At 40.1% G+C, this 21,002-nt stretch carries 16 protein-coding genes and 1 pseudogene; 7 read left to right on the top strand and 10 right to left on the bottom strand.

All coding sequences use genetic code 11. The features are described 5' to 3' along the window. Positions 1-62: 62 nt before the first annotated feature. Positions 63-1,010 carry an alpha/beta hydrolase gene (locus ACOT8F_RS15135; protein WP_421652861.1) on the bottom strand — a complete coding sequence of 316 codons (948 nt, stop codon included), beginning with the start codon at positions 1,008-1,010 and terminating at the stop codon, positions 63-65. A 349-nt stretch (positions 1,011-1,359) separates the two neighbouring features. Between ACOT8F_RS15135 and ACOT8F_RS15130 the strand changes: the two are divergent. Next, positions 1,360-1,542 (top strand): annotated as a pseudogene (locus tag ACOT8F_RS15130) (FAD-dependent oxidoreductase); the annotation flags it as partial. 344 nt (positions 1,543-1,886) lie between these two features. Here ACOT8F_RS15130 and treR read toward each other — a convergent pair. The 7 genes from treR to ACOT8F_RS15095 form a co-directional block, all read right to left on the bottom strand. Then, a complete protein-coding gene (treR, locus tag ACOT8F_RS15125; protein ID WP_421652766.1) occupies positions 1,887-2,606 on the bottom strand; it encodes a trehalose operon repressor in 720 nt (239 codons plus the stop codon). Positions 2,607-2,632: 26 nt separating this feature from the next. Then, positions 2,633-4,318 (bottom strand): alpha,alpha-phosphotrehalase, encoded by a 1,686-nt coding sequence (gene treC, locus ACOT8F_RS15120; RefSeq protein ID WP_421652765.1) that lies wholly within the window; start codon positions 4,316-4,318, stop codon positions 2,633-2,635. Positions 4,319-4,564: 246 nt separating this feature from the next. Next, complete coding sequence (gene treP / locus ACOT8F_RS15115; RefSeq protein WP_421652764.1) at positions 4,565-5,968, bottom strand: PTS system trehalose-specific EIIBC component; 1,404 nt, start codon at positions 5,966-5,968, stop codon at positions 4,565-4,567. A 268-nt stretch (positions 5,969-6,236) separates the two neighbouring features. Further along, complete coding sequence (locus ACOT8F_RS15110) at positions 6,237-6,524, bottom strand: hypothetical protein (RefSeq protein WP_421652763.1); 288 nt, start codon at positions 6,522-6,524, stop codon at positions 6,237-6,239. Further along, on the bottom strand, positions 6,524-6,856 hold the full coding sequence (locus tag ACOT8F_RS15105) for a hypothetical protein (protein WP_421652762.1): 333 nt from the start codon (positions 6,854-6,856) through the stop codon (positions 6,524-6,526). Before ACOT8F_RS15105 ends, ACOT8F_RS15110 begins: the two co-directional genes overlap by 1 nt. Before the next feature lie 198 nt (positions 6,857-7,054). After that, on the bottom strand, positions 7,055-7,423 hold the full coding sequence (locus tag ACOT8F_RS15100) for a DnaJ family domain-containing protein (RefSeq protein ID WP_421652761.1): 369 nt from the start codon (positions 7,421-7,423) through the stop codon (positions 7,055-7,057). 115 nt (positions 7,424-7,538) lie between these two features. Continuing rightward, positions 7,539-8,396 carry a glycerophosphodiester phosphodiesterase gene (locus ACOT8F_RS15095; RefSeq protein WP_421652760.1) on the bottom strand — a complete coding sequence of 286 codons (858 nt, stop codon included), beginning with the start codon at positions 8,394-8,396 and terminating at the stop codon, positions 7,539-7,541. Between the two features lie 255 nt (positions 8,397-8,651). Here ACOT8F_RS15095 and ACOT8F_RS15090 point away from each other — a divergent pair, with 255 nt between their 5' ends. The 6 genes from ACOT8F_RS15090 to ACOT8F_RS15065 all read left to right on the top strand — a co-directional run bounded on the left by ACOT8F_RS15090 (position 8,652) and on the right by ACOT8F_RS15065 (position 16,539). After that, positions 8,652-9,044, top strand: coding sequence for a hypothetical protein (locus ACOT8F_RS15090; RefSeq protein ID WP_421652759.1), 393 nt, complete (start codon positions 8,652-8,654; stop codon positions 9,042-9,044). A 1,101-nt stretch (positions 9,045-10,145) separates the two neighbouring features. After that, positions 10,146-11,429 (top strand): MDR family MFS transporter, encoded by a 1,284-nt coding sequence (locus ACOT8F_RS15085; RefSeq protein WP_421652860.1) that lies wholly within the window; start codon positions 10,146-10,148, stop codon positions 11,427-11,429. Positions 11,430-11,515: 86 nt separating this feature from the next. Then, the gene (locus ACOT8F_RS15080) at positions 11,516-12,082 is read left to right on the top strand and encodes a thioredoxin family protein (RefSeq protein WP_421652758.1); all 567 of its coding nucleotides are present in this window, start codon (positions 11,516-11,518) and stop codon (positions 12,080-12,082) included. A 38-nt stretch (positions 12,083-12,120) separates the two neighbouring features. Next, on the top strand, positions 12,121-12,393 hold the full coding sequence (locus ACOT8F_RS15075) for an acylphosphatase (protein WP_421652757.1): 273 nt from the start codon (positions 12,121-12,123) through the stop codon (positions 12,391-12,393). Positions 12,394-12,995: 602 nt separating this feature from the next. Continuing rightward, a complete protein-coding gene (locus ACOT8F_RS15070) occupies positions 12,996-14,291 on the top strand; it encodes an O-antigen ligase family protein (RefSeq protein WP_421652756.1) in 1,296 nt (431 codons plus the stop codon). A 691-nt stretch (positions 14,292-14,982) separates the two neighbouring features. Next, positions 14,983-16,539 (top strand): ABC-F family ATP-binding cassette domain-containing protein, encoded by a 1,557-nt coding sequence (locus ACOT8F_RS15065; RefSeq protein WP_421652755.1) that lies wholly within the window; start codon positions 14,983-14,985, stop codon positions 16,537-16,539. Between the two features lie 379 nt (positions 16,540-16,918). Here ACOT8F_RS15065 and ACOT8F_RS15060 read toward each other — a convergent pair whose 3' ends face one another. Both ACOT8F_RS15060 and ACOT8F_RS15055 read right to left on the bottom strand, forming a co-directional pair. Continuing rightward, on the bottom strand, positions 16,919-18,817 hold the full coding sequence (locus ACOT8F_RS15060) for an ABC-F family ATP-binding cassette domain-containing protein (protein ID WP_421652754.1): 1,899 nt from the start codon (positions 18,815-18,817) through the stop codon (positions 16,919-16,921). 301 nt (positions 18,818-19,118) lie between these two features. Further along, positions 19,119-20,867: a metallophosphoesterase family protein gene (locus tag ACOT8F_RS15055; RefSeq protein WP_421652753.1), complete on the bottom strand. Its 1,749-nt coding sequence runs from the start codon at positions 20,865-20,867 to the stop codon at positions 19,119-19,121. Positions 20,868-21,002: the final 135 nt, after the last annotated feature.

Below are 21,002 nucleotides of genomic sequence, written 5' to 3'. Positions count from 1 at the left end.
AATGATCGGCTTTTCTTCTTTAAAAAGGGAGGTGAATAGGGATACTTTAAGCTTTAAAAAGGCTAATCATAGGCAGGCAAATACTTTCCGCCATTGCCCCCAACATCGTGCAGGTTTTCAATATCCTTTAAAAATTCTCCGATGTGCTCCTTGTATCCTTTTTTATCGGTTAAAAAGGCATTAGCATGCCCTGCATTCGGAACGAGGTAAAGCTTTTTGTGTCCTTTTTTTAAATTGTACATGTCCACTGACATTTTATAGGGAATAAAATCGTCATCAACCCCGTGGATAAACAGGATCGGCGTTTCTACCTGATCCAGATTTTTAATTGGTGAAATTTCTCTGAAACCCCAACCGTAGCGGATTCTTGTAACAAAGCTTGTTAGCGTGATCAGCGGCTCCATCCTGATTTTGAAATCAACCCTTAGCCTTAAGCGGATAAGTGCCGTTAAATCACTGAAGGAGCAGTCTGAAATACAGAAACCTACCCGTTTGTCTTTTTTAATAAATTGCAGGGCCGAGGCTGCACCAAGTGACTCCCCAAGGACACCTACGAATGCATTATCACCGATCTTTTCATAGAGATAATCAACCCATGCTCTTAAATCATCTTTTTCATAATATCCAAAGGAGGTATGATTGCCCCCGCTTAATCCGTGAAACCGGTGATCACAAAGGAGAACATTATAGCCTTTCTCATGAAACATTTCGACATACTTGTAGCTTCCAAACAACGACCACATAATGCCATGGGCAATAATAATCACCTTATTGCTCTTTTCGTATGGAAAATACATAGCATGTATTTTGTAATCATAATAGGAGTCGATGAACAGCTCTTCCTTTTTCAGCCGTTCAAACTCTTCATTATTGATCTCGCCATTTTTCACGCCTATTTTGTATGTTTCCTTATACTCAACCTTTCTTGGAAAAATAATAAGGTTTGAGAAGTACAGCGGAACGGCAGCTAAAAGCAGGAGCAGCGTCAAAAAAATAGCAGCCGATATCATGATCCACACTTTACCACCTTCTATTCGTTATATTCTGGACTAGTATGAGACATTGAAATCGTAATTAACCTCTTTCAAAAAGGCCCTTTTCTTAAACTTTGTTGTTTTTCATCAAAATAAAAGAATTCCAAACAAAAATACAACTGTAAATTTTAAGAAAAGATGCCACGAAGCTTATCTTCATCCGTGTTGTAAACACATATGAATAACAACAATCTTTGCAAAAACTGCCTTCAAAAAAGTATATGTAAAAACTGTTTCGAAAACGATTTGTCCAGTATCGCATGACAACGAAATTTTTTCGGGTATAGAAAGAACAACTTACTTAAAAAGAAGCGGAGTTTTATGAATGAATACTATACTTATCATCGGTGGCGGCATAGGTGGTTTGACTGCGGCAGCGCTTCTTGCAAAAGCAGGGTATCCAGTTACCGTTCTAGAAGCTTCAAATAAATGGGGCGGCTGTGCAGGCAAGTTTGAAAGGAAAGATTTTTTATTTCCTGTTGGAGCTACCCTTTGCATGGGATTTGAGAGGCATAATGAAAACATAGTACCGGAAAACAGCGGGAGTAACAGGCCTCTGGCTATACGGTGATTGTGTCTTTCCTGAGACAGGAACGATTGGCGTCTCTGTTAGCGGTTATCATGTCTTCAGATCTATCACTGGGAAAAACATTAAATAAGGCTCTTTTCTTAAACTTAGTTGCTCATGACCCTGTATTTATTCCTCGAAACCATTGGGATGGCAAAAACTTTAAGAAAAGATGCCCCGATGCTAGTCTAAATGCGTGGTAAAAGCATGTACGAAAAACAACAATCTCTGCGAAAACAGCCTTAAATAAAAACGGCTGCACATGCTTAGTGCAGCCGTTTTCTTTAAGCCTGTCCCCGACGGGCAAAATCAACAAACCTGAATTTATCAAGCCTGTGTCTTGACTCCGTATATTGAAACAAACTGGTATCATCAAGAAATATGTAGTTACGGACAACGACAATATGCTGGAAATGGGCAATATCAAGGTATTGATAATCCTCTTCTGTACAGTCCTCCACAACGATCTCCTTTTTGGCATAGCTGATTTTCAGCTGCAGATCGTTTTCGATATACTCAAAAATGCTGTTTTCACATATACCTTTCGATAAAAAGGGAACATATTTTTTGTTCAGAAAATCCTTGTCAAGAATGATCCGTTCTCCTTCAATCTCTCTGGCGCGGACAACCTTCCAAATCTCATCTGTGCTGTCAGCTCTCAGCTGTTTCTGCAGAAACGCATCCGGCTGCATTAAGCCAAACTCATATACAATTGTTTTCGAAGAACTTTTCATTCTATCAGCAAGTTCTTTAAAACTGGTCAGCCCAGATACCGGAAAATTTAATTTCTCAGCATCCAGAACGATGGAGCCTTTTCCTTTTACCTTCTGGATAAACCCATTTTGAGAAAGGAGGTTCAGTGCCTTTCTTACCGTTTCTCTTGACGTTTGAAAGCGTTCCGCCAAATCATTCTCTGACGGCAGCGTTTTTTTCGGAGGAATTTCTCCCTTTTTAATTTGATCAGATAGCTCCTGATAAACGGATAAATATTTATTTGTCTTCACTGTAATCACCTTCTAAGATTGTAGCATTATTTTTTCAGGTGATAAACGGCACTTTCATAAGGGCGCAGCCTGATCTTAGAAGAAGCATCCTCCGTATCCTCGTAATTCGAAATCAGAATTTCAGAATCATAGCTGTCAATTTCCAGTTGATGCGGTATTTCAAATTCAATTTCATTTCCATAAAAGTTGCTGACAACAAGCAATTTTTCATGTTCTCCATTTCGTACATATGAAAAAACCTCGGGATGGTCTTCAGCAATCAGTTCATAATCTCCCGCCGTTATAATGTCATACTCTTTTCTAAGCGAAATGAGCTTTTGATAATGATAGAAAATCGAATTTTGATCGCGGAAAGCTTCCTCTGCATTGATTAAAACGTAATTTTCCGCCACTGGAATCCAAGGGGTTCCAGTTGTAAATCCAGCATTTTCAGAGCTATCCCACTGTACCGGCGTCCTGGAATTATCACGGGATTTTCGTTTTAATATCTCTAGAATACCCTCTTCACTTTTCCCGGCATCCTTCAGCAAGCGGTGAATATTAATGGTTTCGACATCACGGTAATCCTGGATTCGGCTGAATTTTGGATTGGTCATCCCAAATTCTTCGCCTTGGTAAACATAAGGCGTTCCCTGCATCATGTGAATGACTGTTGCAAGCATTTTAGCGGATTCCTTGTGGTACTCTCTGTCATTTCCATACCGGGACACAACCCTCGGCTGATCGTGGTTGCACCAGAATAGGGCATTCCACCCTCCTCCGCGGTTCATCTCTGTTTGCCAAGTGGAAAGAATTTGTTTCAGCTTCTGAAAATCAAACTCCGCAACAGTCCATTTTTCCCCGTTTGGATAATCAACTTTTAGATGATGAAAATTAAATGTCATGCTTAATTCTTTCCGATCGGGATTTGAATAGCTGATACAATTTTCGATTGTCGTGGAAGACATTTCCCCAACCGTCATAGCCTCATATTTGGAGAATACCTCACGGTTCATTTCCTGCATATATTCATGCACCCTTGGGCCATCTGTATAAAATTTTCGCCCGTCTCCAGGAGCAGCAGATCCATCATCATCAGGAAAAGCCTGATCCTTTGAAATCAGATTAATCACATCCAGGCGAAATCCATCGACTCCTTTTTTAAACCAATAATGCATCATGTCATAAACATTCTTTCGCACTTCGCCGTTTTCCCAGTTCAGATCAGCCTGGGTCACGTCGAATAGGTGCAAATAATATTCACCTGTTTTTTCATCAAGCTCCCAGGCACTACCGCCGAATTTCGATTCCCAGTTGGACGGCTGTTCCCCACCCTCTTTAGGTTCTCTCCAAATGTAGTAATCTCTGAATGCATTTTCTTTAGAGGAAGCTGATTCCTTGAACCATCTGTGCTCTGTAGAAGTATGATTCACAACAATGTCCATAATCAATTTGATGCCTCTTTCATGAGCTTCTTCCAAAAGGCGATCAAAATCTTCCATTGTTCCATATTCCTTATGAATACTGTAGTAATCGCTAATATCATAGCCATTATCCTTTTGAGGAGACGCATAGATAGGCGTCAGCCAAATCACATCAATCCCAAGTTCTTTCAAGTAATCAAGCTTTTCAATGATCCCCTGCAGATCTCCCACACCATTGCCGGTAGTATCATTAAAGCTCTTCGGATATATTTGATAAACTGCTGATTTTTTCCACCAAGGGGTTTTCATCGTTCCGCACCACCATTTTTGAGTTTTTTGAGTTTGTTTTTTCTGGAAATAGAGAAGCTGCTAAAGCTGGATTTATGTCTAATTTTGAATAAGCAGGTTTTCCTTATTGATAGGGAATTTTTCAAGTTGTCTATTGTGTAAAATGATCGTCACAAACCATCAGTTTTACTGCTTAAACTTGCCATACTTCAAATTTCACATCATTTTAAAATAGGAAAGGGGACAATCACTTGTCCCTAATCCCTATTATTCAGCGGCTTTCTCACGTTTCGTTTTAGCCATAATATAGGTTAACACAAACGGTACAACAAGAACGATTGCCATTCCTGTGAAAAATGCCGGCCAATAATTGCTGCTGATGGATAAAAATCCTGGAATTCCCCCAACCCCTATGGAGAAAGCCTTTACTCCTTGAACACTGATCACAAGTCCCGCAATTGCAGAGCTGATAATAGCAGCAATAAATGGGAAGCGGTAGCGCAGATTTACACCGAACATGGCTGGTTCTGTCACACCGAGATAGGCTGAGATAGCAGAGGTAAGCGCCAATCCTTTTTCCTTTTCATTCTTCGCCACAAGCATCATTGCAAGACTTGCTGAACCTTGTGCAATGTTCGAAAGCGCAAGCATCGGCCATAAGAATGTGCCTCCTTTGCTCGCAAGCTGAAGATCAACTGCCAGGAACGTATGATGCATACCTGTAATAACAAGAACGCCATACAAACCGCCATAGATTAATCCGCCAAGTGCTGCAAAATGTGTAAAAAGTGCAATCACTCCGCCAGTCAAAGCATTGCTGATCGCAAAAGTAATTGGACCAATCACTATGAATGCTGCGAAACCTGTAACAAGAAGGGAAACAGGCGGTACAATCAGCATCTGAATGGCATCAGGTACCCGTTTCGTCAGAAATACTTCAATTTTAGCCAGCAAATAGGACGCTGCCAATATAGGAAGTACTTGTCCCTGATAACCGACTTTTTGAACAGTCAGGCCAAAAATATTCCATGTCCCAGGATCTTTTTTCCCGATATCCCAGGCACTTAACAGTTCTGGATGCACAAGCATCAAACCGAGAACAATACCAAGCAGAGGACTTCCGCCAAACCGTTTCACTGCCGACCAGCCAATCAAGCCTGGAAGAAAGGTAAATGCTGTGTTTGCAATCAAATTAATGATGCTGGATAAATCCGCCCATTGCGGATAAACCTCAATGACTGGTTTTGCAAAGAAAATCTTTGGCCCAGTTAACAAATTATTAATCCCCATCAATAAACCTGCCGTTACAATCGCCGGCAAGATCGGTATGAAGATATCAGCCAATATTTTAATCGCTTTTTGAAGCGGATTTAAGTGCTGTTCAGAAGCTTTTTTTACATCCTCTTTCGAAGATTCTCCAATTCCTGTTTGCGATGCCATTTCAGCATACACTTTGTTAACAGTCCCTTGACCGATTACGACCTGGAACTGTCCGTTTGTTGAGAAAGATCCTTTTACAATATCAATGCTCTCGAGCTTTTCCTTATCAACTTTTCCTTCATCCTTTAAAGCAAACCTCAGTCTAGTCACACAATGTGTTGCTGCTGCAATGTTCTCTTTTCCGCCAACAGCTTCAACAATCTGACGTGCTGGTTCTTTGTATTGACTCATGCTGCATCCCCCTTATGGAATCGTTTTCAGAATCATTAAAATTGAAAGGCTCGCTGAATAATTGTTATTACTTCGCCTTAAGCGTTTACATAAACTTGTATATACATGTTATGCCATAATTCTATACTTGTATGTACATGTTTTGCAAGCGTTTTATTTAAAAAATATTTTAAGAAGGCTCTTCTCTTAAACTTTGTTGCTCATGACCCTATATTTAGTCCTCGAAAACATTGGAATGGCAAAAACTTTAAGAAAAGATGCCCCGATGCTAGTCTAAATGCGTGATAAAAGCATGTACGAAAAACAACAATCTCTGCGAAAACAGCCCTTTTAGAAAATGGCAAAAATAAAAACAGCCTTCGCATAGAAGCTGTTTTCTGCAGCAAAAATCATAAGGATGAAAAGGAGATTCCGCAGGAATGAAAAAGCTCGGCTCCTTGGAAGGATCTTCAAAACCCCATGCAGCAAGTGCCGCTGCACAAGCATCAACCAAATGCGGGGAGATTTCCTTCTCCCTATGAATATCCTCTAATTTTTGAGTCTCCAGCCAGCTCATTAAATACTCTTTGGAACTTGATTTTTTTTATACAGCAAGGCAAGTATCCTTTCAGTATCTTTCAGTCTTGTAAACATAGCCGCACCTGGATGGACCTCTACCACTTGAATCGGCTTGGAAAGCCTCTCAATCATTCTAGTCAGGGAAATTCCCCGAAGGGTTAAATAAACCAGCTTCGTTAGTGTCGGAGGCATAATCGATCCATGATGCATTCCCTGCCCTTTGATGTACTCGCGAAAAAGACGGTCAGCTTTTCTGTCCCCGCCACCATCATTGCAGGAAAGCGGTGAATCAAAACCAATGACAAGCGGTTCATGAATTTTATGAATCATTTCAAGCAGCATCTTGTCTGAAAAAATTTGTGTGCAGAAAAAAACGGATACTGCAGCTTTCTTATTTAAATAACGCAACCGCTGTATCATTGTATTTAGCAGGCCCTGATTTCGACACCCATAATCAGCAAACTATTATCTCTCCCAAATATCGACATGTTTCACGGGAAACAATGACGGTATTCCCCAGGAAATGTTTTACGTTAATTTCTTATAAATTCTCTCTTTATAAAAAGCGGAAGAAGGAGAACGTAAGGAATTCCGCTTATTGAAAAGCTTCTCAAGCTGCCTTTCTTTTTCCAAAAGGCGTTTTTCATGTATCTCGCGCTCCTCTCCTGTACATGACTTTATTAAATCCTGAATGCTTAATATCTCTTTTTTCAAGGCAGGTTCATCATCCTGCATCCCTGCATTTTTCATCATTTTGTATGCCATTCTTAAATTTTCAGGTACACTCGACAGATCCTCAAGCTCTAGTGGCTTGCCCATTCCAGGGAGATTATCAAATTCCCCTTCTTTAATTGCCTTTTTAATCTTTTCTTCTGAGACAATATGTGAAAAATCCATTCTGCCTGGAGCCTCCTTTATCCTCTCATTTTCTCTATTATAATCTTTCTGTTCGTTTTTTCAAAAATCGCAGCATGTCTTTCTGCCTTTTATGAAAACAGACTAAAAAAAGACCTTATTGGCCTCTTTTCCCCTGATTTAATTCCTTCACATAATCCGGATAATTTGTCACCATTCCGTCTGCACCGATACTTTTCATATAACTTGCCGTTTCTCTGTCATTAATTGTATAAGGCGTTGTTTTCATTCCGAGCTCGTGAATTCTATTAACAAGCTGAGGATTCGCCATGGATTTATTAGGGTTCACAAAGTCTGCATACTTTGCAATCTCTTTAAGCTGCCTTGGCGGAATTCCAAAAGGCTTGTATTTTAGTAAAACACCCGTTGAAACATCCGGAAGCAAATGATGAAACGTTTGAACAGACCTTTTATCAAAAGATTGAATGATAATTTCATCATTTGGCCGGTTATTTAAATGGTATTTTTTCAAAACCTCTGCAACCTCTTTTTCGATACCAGGATACTGAGAAGGGTTTTTTAATTCAATCAGCATTTTTACTTTTCCCGCATACCTGTCAAGCAGTTCCTGAAAAGAGGGAATTCTCTCGTTTATAAAATCGTTTGAAAACCAGCTCCCTGCATCAAGTTTTTTCAGCTGATTGAAGGCTATGTTTTGCACAGGCCCTCTTCCGTTTGTTGTTCGGTCTACCGTCTGATCATGAATGATGACAAGCTTACCGTCACTCGTACGCTGTATATCAAATTCTATATAGTCTGTTTTCATCTTCAGAGCTTTATCAAAAGAAGCGAAGGTGTTTTCAGGAGCATAACCTGAAGCTCCTCGATGAGCAATGGTAATCAGCTCTCTTCCCTCCCCCAATTTCTTTTTTCCTGCCACCGCATTGCTGTTTGCAGTATGAGCAGCAAACCATATCAGCACACCGCTGATCAGAATCAAGAAAAAATACCGCAAATTGAATCTCTCCTTGTTCTCTTTTTCTTTCAGCTTAACTGGTGTGTATGAAAGAAGATTTAAAGGAATGTATGGTTTTTACAAGTTTTTTATAAAGAAAAAGAGGGAGGAATTACTATTAAAATTTACATTGCCCTACTGGCTAGTGTATGAATCTGTCAAACAGGCTATGACCTTTCAGACTGTAGAATATTTGTCCCCCTGTTCTCATACAATGCAATACAGAAATTTTCTTTATCTAGGAGGGACAAGTGGTTGAAAAATCAATCTGTAAGTCTGCTGGAAGAAATGGCCTCACGCTTTTTTATCCTGAACAAAGAAGCAAAACAAATTGAAGAAGAGCTGAAACAGCTCAAGAAAGAATTTAATGATTATTTTGATCATAAAGCAGGTTCAGATCAAAAGGGTGTTTTAAAAGCCGGAAAATATCAGGTACAACGGCAAATTCGCACAACGGAATCCTATCAGGAAGAAGAAGCTGTGCAAAAACTGGAAGAGGCAAACCTCGGCGAATGCTTGCTTGTCGTAAAAAAACCAGACAAAGAAAAGATTGAGGCCGCGATAAAACTTGGCCTTCTGGCTGAAGATTATCTACGTGATTTAACGATCAGGAAAATTACTAAGGTTATAACTGTGAAGGAAACATAACTCCAGGCACTTTGGTGCATGGAGTTTTTTTAAACTATAGAAGTTTTACTCTTTTCATTAGCGCAGTTGCGCACGAGGCGCTCTTGTTCATCATCCCTGCAGATTAGAGAATTAGAAGAAACACCTGCAAAGCCTTTATCCAATGCTTGTTTCGCTTTATCCCTATCTCAGGCTATAGCTGCCAGAGCTAATTTTGCTTTTTCAAAGGAAACAGCGTCCCTCCTTTTAATTCTGCTTTCAATTTTCAGCAGCATTTCGGAATCGTGAATCTCATCGGCTATTTAACATGCAAGCAAGTAATTTGCGTCAAAATGCTCGAACACGAAATTTCTTTTCTCCTCATGTACATGCTCTGCAAAAGATCAGGGTACTATTTTATTGGAAAGAATTTGAATTCCAATTAATTTTGTTCTTTTTCGTCGTAATTGAGACCAAGAATAAGGTTTAAAAGGTAATTTGAGGTTATTTTGAATTATTTGAGAGTTTAGAGAAGATTTGCCATGCTTAGAGGCGGGGATTATAACGTTTATGAATGCATACGGCGATTTATGAGCGGGTACCAGAGTTTATGAGCGCACACGGCAATTTATGAGCGGATACCAGAGTTTATGAGCGCATATAGCATTTTATGAGCGGGTACCAGAATTTATGAGCGCATATAGCATTTTATGAGCGGGTACCAGAATTTATGAGCGCACACGACAATTTATGAGCGCAGACAGCATTTTATGAGCGCACACCACATTTGATAGCCAATCCCCAATTCATTTTCGAATACGACAACTCCATATCCAATCCCCTGTTGATAAGCTAAACTGGAAATACCCTATCTATAAAAAAGGCTGTTTTCACAAAAATTGTTGCTGTTCGTATGAGTTTAAAAACGCATGAAGATTAGCTTGAGGGCATCTTTTCTAAAAAAATTTCATTTTATCTGCAGTTATGTTCAAGAAGAGTGTAAGGAAAGCAACAAAGTTTAAGAAAAGAGCTATAAAAAACTAATCCCAGCTACCGGAAAACTTTAACAAATACTTATCTTGCCATCTCTTCACCGCCCCAGTTATGATGAGAGTGGTTCGATTTGTGGAAGCGGGGATTATGATGAGGATTAGAGATTGGGATCAAAATTTAAAGGTTCGCTTAATGGGCGAAGCTATGATGAATATTACATACTGGATGTTCTTTCCATTTTTGGCAATTTATTTTTCTGAGGAGTTTGGGAAAGAGATGGCAGGGCTGCTTCTGATTTTGTCTCAGGTGTTTTCGGTTTTGGCCAATTTGCTTGGGGGCTATAGTGCAGACAAAATTGGAAGAAAGAAAATGATGGTTATTTCCTCCTTCGGCCAAGGTATTTCCTTTTTGATTTTTGCGTTTTCAAGTTCACCGTGGCTTGATATGCCGCTGCTTGCTTTCGTTTGTTTTACGTTTGTCGGAGTGTTTGGCTCTTTTTACTGGCCGGCAAGCCAGGCGATGGTGGCTGATGTAGTAAGCGAAAAGGATCGAAGCGACGTTTTTGCTGTTTTTTATACATCTCTTAATATTGCTGTTGTCATCGGTCCGATTCTTGGGGGCATTTTTTACATTCATTATCGTTTCCAGCTGCTGCTTTTTGCCGCTGCCGTTTGCATGGCGTTGGCATTTATTTTGTTCAAATGGACAAGGGAAACAGCGCCAAGCGTTATTGCTGAGAAAACAGCGATTCATGATAAAAAAGAAAAGTGGTTCCAATTTCTTATTACGCAGGTAAAAGATTATCGGATTATTTTCAATGACCCGACATTTATGCTTTATATTTTAGCAGGCATTCTCGCAGGCCAGACGTTTATGCAGCTTGATTTGCTGATCCCCGTTTTTACAAAGGAAACGATCGGCATTCAAACCATTTTCTCCATTGGGAATTGGAGTTTTAATGTAAACGGAGAGCAGGCGTATGGCATGATTTTATCTGAAAACGGGGTGCTTGTTGCGATTTTGACCATTGTGATTACACGCTGGATGTCAAAGTATAAAGAACAGTGGGTTTTCATCATTTCTTCTATTCTTTATGGCACAGCGATTGTCTGGTATGGACATGTGGATTGGGTTTGGGGAATGATTGGCGCTATGGCCCTCTTTACGTTTGCTGAATTGATGACAGCTGGACTGCAGCAGAGCTTTATTTCAAGAATTGCTCCAGAGCAAATGAGAGGACAATATTTCGCTGCTTCCAGTCTCAGGTTTACGTTCAGCAGAACCCTTGCCCCCATATCCATACCTCTGACAGTCTGGATCGGGTATAAACCAACGTTCATCCTTTTAGGTATTTTAGGCTTTGCAAGCGCATTTTTGTATTACATTATGTTTAAAAAATATGAAAAAGAAAACACAATTCATGTGAGGGCTTAACCCACTTTGGGAGCATATATTTATGAATTGGCAGCCAGAGTATAATAAATAGAAATACTGTATGTACAGGAGGAGGGAAACCTGAAATGGCGAATTTAGAAGAATGGTTTGCAAAAGGATTAACACAGCAGGAATATGTTCGATCTATGGAAGTTCACAAAGAACATCTGCTTACAGTTTATAATGAGTTTAGGCTTGAAGAAGATGAGAGAGTATATTTGCAGACACTTCAATCTGAAGGGCTTAGAGCCGTCATTATAACAGCTGACTGGTGCGGTGATGCAATGGTCAATTTGCCGATTTTCATGAGAATAGCTGAGGAATCTCTCATTGAAGCACGCTATTTGATTCGTGATGAGAATTTAGAATTAATGGATCAGTACTTAACGAATGGCAGAGCCCGCTCCATCCCTATAATTGTCATTTTCAACCAGACAGGTGAAGAGGTTGCAAAATGGGGACCTCGCGCATCGGAGGTTGAAGGAATTCTCGGGGAAATGAAGAAAGAGATGCCACCGAAAGACTCACCTGATTTTGAAGCTGCATTTAAAATCTTTGCACAAAAAATGGCTGACATTTTTACCAAAGACCAGCAGATCTGGAATATCGTAAAAAGCAGCCAGATTGAGACCATTAAAAACAGAGTGCAGTAAGGTCTAAGAGAGAACCATCCTAATCAAGGAGGATTTTTATGATACATGCACACATGCTCGTTAAAGGCCAGGTTCAGGGCGTAGGATTCAGATACTATGTTCAGATGAAAGCAATGCAGGGCAATATCCGGGGCTGGGTAAAAAACCTGCCCGACAGCTCTGTGGAAATAGCTGCGGAAGGATCCAGCGAGGCTCTTCAATCCTTTGTGAGAGAAGTAAAAAAAGGGAGTCCTCTCTCTATAGTAGAGGATGTAGTAATAGATGAAAAAGAAGAAACGGAAGGTTATTCTTCTTTCGACATAACGTATTAAAATTTCCGGCTGCTGGCTGGATTTTTTTTCGTCAATCTTTCCTGCCAGGCGCTAGGAACTATGGCAGGTGTCATGAATTCTAAAATATGGTAATATAAATAGGATAGATTTTGTACTTAAATTGCTTTACAATGGGTATGCCTGTGGATGCTGCTTCACTAGCCGGCAGCCGGATCCATTTGTTGCATTTAGCCCTGAAAAAGCCCAAAATCCGCCTTTTAAGAAAGCAGTTTACCCGTTTATTTAAATGGGTATATTAAGGGCAGGGAAAAGAGGCGCATACAATTTAATCTCAAAAAAAATTTGACGCTTTAGAAGAAACGCAGTAAATTATTAAAGTGTTATTTTTTTGAGATACAGTTTTTTTTCTTCCAATATGGTGAAATTGCTGTTACGGGAAACACCAGCCATATAGTCCAAGGCTCTTTAAAGTTATTACAAAAACATTAAAAGCCCATTTTGTTTTTGTGTCTATTTCTTTAAATTTTAGCCGAACCTCTTACAAGAGTATTAAAAACAAAATATATTTAGAGATAGGATTCAAAACTAAAAATTCTTCATCATTACCCGGAATCGATGAAAGGTAAGGAAAAGGGAGAATTATGACAAAACTTAAATCCTTAATGAACAAAGAAACGATTTTGAAATATCACTTAGAAATTGGAATCATGCTGTGTTTTCTACTCCCTCCAATTGGAATTCTCTGGTTGGTGGTTATTGGATGGAGGCACTTAAATAAGCTTATTTACAACCGGGTACCTTTGCACTTCAACACGACTACATTTTTCTTTATATGCCTGCTTTTATCCAGTGCGGGAGCGAGCATAACACAGCATACAGGCAAATATTTATTAATTTTCGGCCTAATTGCAGGCTATTTAGGCCTCTACTTGTATATTAAAGAGAATACAACCTTTGCCTCCATTAATCGCTATAAATATTTGATGATTGCAGGAGGATTTTATTTATTTGTTTCAGGATTTCTCTTCCGGGGATTTTATGGATCAAATGCGTTAATCGGCTATATTACAGGTACTCATTTTATCGGAGGACCTCCTGGCGATGATGAACCAAGGCTTTTCGGAAGCGCGTATAATCCGAACTTTACAGCGTTTCTGCTGCTATTAACATTTACTTTTTTGCTTTCCACCATTATGGAAAACATGAAAAATGGGCTCAATCAGAAGCAGAAGTTCTTCATTCCGCTTCTTTTGGTAAACATGATTGGAATTTTTGAGACAGGCTCCCGTTCCGGAGTTGCCGCAATGTTTATTTTAGCTCTGTTCTTTGTTATCAAGAGCTATCCTAAAATCGGGCTTACCTCTATTGCAGCACTCTATCTCATTAAAGATCAAATTCTGATGCTCATTCCTAGAAATGATGCCATCAGCCAATCTACCTTTATGAGAAAAGAAATTTGGGAAAACAGCATCCGAATTTGGAAGGATCACCCGTTCTTTGGTACAACGCCACTGGGCTTTTCAGATGCTTATGCACACTTTGACAGAGCTGTGCCTCATGCGCATAATATTGTACTTGCCTTTTTCGCTGAGTATGGAACAATTGGAGGACTTGCCTTCCTTCTGCTTGCGATTTCAGTAATGTACAAATTTTGCTGCCTGTATTTCTTAAGTTCCAAACGGAAGAAACTGCTGAACTTTTTCTTGTTATCTTTACCGGTGATCTTGCTTACAGGGATTTTTGACCATCCGCTTGTATCACCTCAAACAGCTTTACTAACCATTATTCTACTTGCCAGCTGGGATAAATATACAGCAACTGTCCCATTTGTGGAAAAATCAGTCTATCATGTAAAAAGAGCTCTCCTGCGGATCAGCTATTGGTCAGGAAAGCCTCAGCACATGTCTAAATCGCATAAAAATAAAACAAAGCTTTAAGTAGAAGAAACCCGTCAGTTTTACTGACGGGTTTCTTTCTGCCTTAATAAGGTTTTTCCTGATAAAAATAATTTTGCTATTTCGTCTTTAACCTGCTCTAACCGTTGTTGAATATCCTAATTCGTCTTTCCCAGCTCAGCATAAGAATTTATGATAAATTGCTCAGACTTCAGGATAATAGGCTCACTGTTTTCCACTGCTTTCCTCCCGAATTGATATTATCCCGAAGTCTATACTCACCAATATATAATATCAGCTCCCAAATCTAATTTAAACACGGCTCCAGTCAATTCCCTTTGGTTTTGCAAAAGGGTTTTTGTTTCCATAAGGAATTCCTCTGTGGCAAATTTAAATCGATACTCAGGTCAAAGTCTTCCACTGTAAAGTTTTCTTCAATAATTTTCCTAAACAACGGAAGATTCAAGCATACCGGCGAAAAATCCTGGGAAAGGAATTTTGACGACGGTGTGAGTGGATGAATCGGATCACCCTTTTATAAGGGTGGTTTTTTTATTTCTGTCTTGTTTTCAGAGTCAATTTCCTATTAGTCCCTGTTAAAAATATTGCCTCCTGTCTTTCCCTCTTTTCTATCGTTCGCTATAATCGTATATGTATGAAAGAAATAATCCGGCTTTTGACGTATCCTTTACCGGAAAAAGAGCCTATATAAATAAGGAAAAGGTGTTAAACGATGAGTATTCTTAATGTAAAAAACCTGAGTCATGGATTTGGGGACAGGGCTATTTTTAACGACGTTTCTTTCCGTCTTTTGAAAGGTGAACATATTGGTTTAATTGGTGCGAACGGCGAGGGTAAATCCACGTTTATGAATATTATAACAGGCAAGCTTGAGCCGGACGAAGGCAAAGTGGAATGGTCCAAAAAGGTCCGTGTCGGCTATTTGGATCAGCATGCTGTTCTGGAAAAAGGCATGACGATGCGCGACGTTTTAAAAGGCGCATTTCAATACTTGTTTGACTTAGAAGCAGAAATGAATGCCCATTACGATAAAATGGGAAGTGCAAGTCCTGAGGAGCTGGAACAGCTTCTTGAAGAGGTTGGCGTGATTCAGGATACGCTTACGAACAACGACTTTTACGTGATTGATTCAAAAATTGAAGAAATTGGCCGAGGACTCGGACTTACCGATATCGGGCTTGATCGTGATGTACAGGATTTAAGCGGAGGGCAGCGGACGAAGGTTCTTCTGGCAAAGCTGCTTCTTGAGAAACCTGACATTCTATTGCTGGACGAGCCTACGAACTATTTGGATGAACAGCATATTGAGTGGCTGAAGCGCTACCTGCAGGAATATGAGAATGCCTTTATTCTTATTTCCCATGACCTTCCATTTTTGAACAGTGTTATTAACTTGATTTATCACATGGAAAATCAGGAATTGAACCGCTATGTCGGAGATTACGATAACTTCATGAAAATTTATGAAGTAAAAAAACAGCAGCTTGAATCCAACTTTAAAAAGCAGCAGCAGGAAATTTCCGATCTAAAGGACTTTGTGGCAAGGAACAAGGCTCGCGTTTCTACAAGAAATATGGCCATGTCCCGCCAGAAAAAGCTTGATAAAATGGATGTTATTGAAATAGCGAAAGAAAAGCCGAAGCCAGAGTTCCATTTTAAAGAAGCCAGAGCAGCAGGCAAGGTCATTTTTGAAGCGAAGGATCTTGTCATTGGCTATAACGAACCGCTTTCAAGACCGCTTAATCTTCGTATGGAACGCGGCCAGAAGATTGCTCTTTACGGTGCCAACGGTATTGGTAAAACGACCCTTCTTAAAAGCATCCTTGGCGAAATCCCGGCTGTCTCAGGTGAAGTATCGCTTGGTGATTACCTTCATATAGGTTATTTTGAGCAGGAAACAAAAACAGTGAACAACAATACGTGTATTGAAGAAGTATGGAAGGAGTTCCCTTCCCTCAATCAGGCAGAAGTCCGAGCAGCCCTTGCAAAATGCGGCTTGACAACAAAGCATATTGAGAGCAAGGTGTCTGTTTTAAGCGGTGGAGAAAAAGCCAAGGTGCGTCTTTGCAAGCTGATGAACAGAGAATCAAATCTTCTCGTACTCGATGAGCCGACAAACCATCTGGATGTTGACGCAAAGGATGAATTGAGACGGGCTTTAAAAGCTTACAAGGGCAGCGTCTTGCTCATCAGCCATGAACCTGATTTCTATCAGGACGTGGCAACAGAGCTTTGGAATTGTGAATCATGGACTACAAAGGTTTTTTAGGCTCTTTTCTTAAACTTTGTTGTTTTTTCTTTCAATTAAGGAACATCAAGCCAAAATATAAGAACATACGAATAGCAATAATCTTTACGAAAACAGCTTTTAATTAACAATAGCAAAATGCCTGGAGATGAAAGCTCCAGGCATTTTTTATTCCGTCATGTAAGGGGATTTTGCTGCGGTTTTTATCATGATTGAGATCCCCAAGTGAAAGTTAAAAATGGCAAGCCCAACGATTTACTCACCAAGCAATTTATTTTTTTTGCCTCAGTCATTTAACTCACTCCTTTCCGGCTCCGCTTGGTGCTGTACGAAAAGAAAATTGGAATAATTAAGGCTCACACAACTGCTTCAATCCATTTCCAGTATTCCAGGGTACCCCTTATCCTTTCGCTTGCTCAATTTCTTCGACAAGCAAGGATAACTCTGTCCAGCGGTCCATTGTTCTCTCAAGCTCTTCTTCCAATTGTTTTTGATTTTCAAGAAGTTTTTGAATTTCAGTGAAGTCACTGCCAGCTGCTTCTATTTTCCCGGCGATATCAGTCAGTTGTTCTTCAAGACCTGTTATCACTTCTTCAATGGTTTCCCATTCCTGCTGATCTTTATAAGAAAGCTTTTTGCGTGCTTCTCTTTTCCTCGGTGCCTCTTCTTCCAACCTAGCTTCTTTCTTGCCGGCGGCCTCCCGTTTTCCTTTTTCCTCCATATATTCTGAGTAGTTTCCGAAGAATCGGGAAATTCTCCCCTGACCTTCAAACACAAACAAATGATCAATGACACGATCCAGAAAGTACCTGTCATGCGAAACTGTGATTACAACTCCTGGAAAGTGATCCAGGTAATCTTCCAGAACAGCAAGGGTCTGTGTATCAAGGTCGTTTGTCGGCTCATCAAGAAAGAGTACATTCGGCTCTCCCATTAGGACACGGAGTAAATAAAGCCTGCGGCGTTCTCCGCCTGAAAGCTTCCGAATGTAATTCCACTGCATCGATCTCGGAAACAAGAATCGTTCCAGCATCTGCTCTGCTGTAATAACAGTTCCGTCTATCGTCTGAACCACTTCAGCGACATCCTTTATATAGTCGATGATTCTCAAGTTTTCATTCATTTCCAGGTTTTCCTGGGTATAATAACCGATTCGGACCGTTTCGCCCATTTCAATCAAACCATTGTCAGGTTCGATACGGCCTGCCATCATATTCAGAAGAGTGGTTTTTCCGCTTCCATTCGGTCCAATCATGCCGATTCTGTCTCCTGGAATGACAAGATAACTGAAATCGTTCACAAGCAGTTTTTCACCGAAGACTTTTGTAACGTCTTTCATTTCAATAACTTTTTTGCCGAGCCTGACGGAGCCAAGAGCAAATTGCAGTTCCCCTTCCGCACCTTCAAACTTTTGCTCCTGCAGCTCTTCCGTGCGCTGAATCCGCGCTTTCTGTTTCGTGGTCCTGGCTTTAGCGCCTCTCCTCAGCCAGGCAAGCTCTCTCCGGAGAAGATTTTGGCGTTTCGCTTCACTTTGAACGGCTTGCTCCTCACGTTCTGCTTTTTTTTCCAGAAAACTCTCGTAATTTCCTTCATAAAAATAGAGTTTTCCTTTATCTAATTCGTACATTTGATTCGTAACTCGATTTAAGAAATAACGATCATGCGTCACGATGATAAAAGAACCTTTATACTGGGCAAGAAATGCTTCAAGCCATTCAATCGTCTCTTGATCCAAATGATTCGTCGGCTCATCCAGTATTAACAGATTGGCAGGCTGAATGAGTGCTTTAGCAATAGCTACTCTCTTTTTCTGCCCCCCTGAAAGAACACTTACCTTCTTTGTAAACTCGGTAATGCCAAGCTTGGTCAAAACGGTTTTAGCTGTTGTATTGGCATCCCATGCATCATTCTCATCCATTTTACTTTGCATATTAATAAGGTGAGATTGCCTTTTCTCATTGCCGGGATCCTGCTCAAGCTCAGCTAGAGCCATTTCATAATCTCTCATGGCCTTCATCATTTTCGAATCACCAAAATAAATTTGATCAAGCACGGTCAGTTCCTCGTTCAAATCAGGTTCCTGTTGAAGGTATTCAATTTGAAAATCATTGGCATGCTTCATTTCGCCTGCTTCGGCTGATTCAATGCCTGCCAAGTATTTAAGCAGCGTTGACTTTCCTGCCCCATTTATACCGACAAGGCCTATGTGCTGCTTTTCGGCAATGGAAAAAGATATATGATCAAACAATGTTTTTTCTCCGTACGTTTTATATAAATTTTCAACTGATAATATGCTCATTTCGTTAACCAACCCTCATCCACTTTTTCAATTAGGCACTTTTCTTAAGCTTTGTTGTTTTTCATCGAAATAAATGCATTCCAAACAATAATACAACTGCGAAATAAAAGAAAAGATGCCACGAAGCCAGTCTTTATGCGTGTTTAAATCTTATACGAATAGCAGCCAATCTTTGCGAAAAAAACCTTCAATAAAAACTTCGTCTACTACCATTTTAAAGCAAGTTGCCAAAACAAACAAAGTGAACCGCTTATCGGCTCACTTTGTCTTATACTTTTATTCATATTACCTTATTTCTTACTTAAGATGGGGAAACTGTAACTGATTGGGATGAATTGGAAGGGATCGTTAGTTTCACTTCCATCTCCTGTTTTCCATCCTTTTCATCAATTTGATTAAGTGTTCCTGCCGTTGTCTTGTAAACTCCTGATTTCATATAAAAAGGAACAGATACTGTGATCGGGCGATTTAAGCGGTTTGTAACAGTTGCCGTTTGGTCTGCTGCTGTCCCATCATTCGGAGCACTGAAGTCTGCCTGAAAAGACATCACGCCCGCTGCCGTGTTTCCTTCCTGGTAAACAGGGAGTGACCGATCAGTGCCTTCATAAATATAAGAGGAATCAAGAGCCCCATTATTCATATGAAATGTTCTGTATCCAATCCATGGATCGCCTGTTAATTCAATAGAAGTTGTGGTAGCAAAAAGCAGTCCATTACGGTTATCAATTTGGTCTTTATGAGTATGCCCGTGAAGGCCAAGCGTTACATTGTATTGCTTCATTGTGTCAATGACCTGCTGCGCGTTTTCCCCATGCCAAAGCTGGTCGTACTTCAGCCCAAGCTTTTCACCAAGCGCCAGGTTGGCAGGGGTTTGCGGGTTATGCTGGCGGTCGTATTCCTTCCAGTAAGTCTGAACTTCAGGGTCATCTGCAGGCCAGATATCTCTGTCCTGATGAAGCGGATTATTATGAGCTAATACTGCACTCAATTGTCCAGCAGGGGCAGAAGCTGCATTTTTAGCAAGGTCATCCTTCATCCACTGAAGCTGTTCGTCTCTTACCTGTCCGCCCCATGTCGGTACAGAAACAGTTCCGTTACCGCTGCGGTCTATTTTATCCCAGTCAAAGGTATTCAAGCCTACGAAGTGAGCATATGGACCATAATCAAATGAGAAGTAATGCGGTCCAAAATAATCATTCCAGTATTTCAGCCCATCTGTCAAAGTGAGATCCTGGGCATATCCATCATGGTTTCCTGGAACGAGGTAAACAGGTACAGAAAGCTTTTTCAGCATTTTGTATACCTCTTCGTATTCGTATTTATATTCACCCGGATTCATTTGTCCGAACACTAGATCACCGGAAAGAACAACAAAATCTGGTTTTTGCAGATTAATTTCCTTAATGGTCTTTTGGAGGTAAAGCCAGCGCTGACCAGGATCAGGATTCCAATACCCTGCTTCCTTTGAATATTCCGGTTTCACAAGATTGCGGGGAGAGGCTACATGGATGTCAGTCAAATGTATAAAAGAAAAATCCTTTTTAAAATCATTGACTACTTTTACAGCATGAGCTTGTGTATCAGAGGTTGCTGTGCCATTCGCTGTATAGGAAATAGCCAGGTCATACAGCTGTTCCGGAACATTTGAGGGAATACCCACTGTTACATCGTAAATAGTCCCATCCTTCTTCCAATAGGAAGAGGTCTGTCTTGATGATGTAACTGGGAGAGAATATTCTTTTTGAACTGGCGATTGTTCAAGGCTTTTCAAGGATACTTTCCAATTGGAAGGAGATTTCCCGTGTGTATCTACTTTAATGGTTAAAGATGTTCCCTGTTTTTTGATTGCTGGTGTCGAAAGGAGAGGATAGATAATCTCATTGACTTTTTTCTGATTGACGCTTATTAATTGGGCATGATTGGTCGTATTTCCAATCCCTCCGTCCTGAACTTCGGGGGCTGCCGCTTGCATTTTGAGCGGAGGAAGGAAAAAAGCTGCAAAAAGAACGATTAAAAAAGCCGTTTGATAGAACCTATTCAGATATTTCATATAGCACTTCCTTTCTTTGTTGATAGCTTCATTATAAAATCAATAAGTTAATTCACTGTGAAAAAGCCGTTTCATAGATTTCAATTGTGGGTCATTATTTAATATTTTTGTAAACAAGCAATTTAAGATGGCATG

It is taken from the genome of Chryseobacillus diguaensis, assembly GCF_049220665.1.
GTDB lineage: Bacteria > Bacillota > Bacilli > Bacillales > Bacillaceae > Metabacillus_B.
The sequence above is the reverse complement of the archived record's forward strand: the minus strand, read 5'-3'. Positions and strand labels throughout refer to the sequence as shown.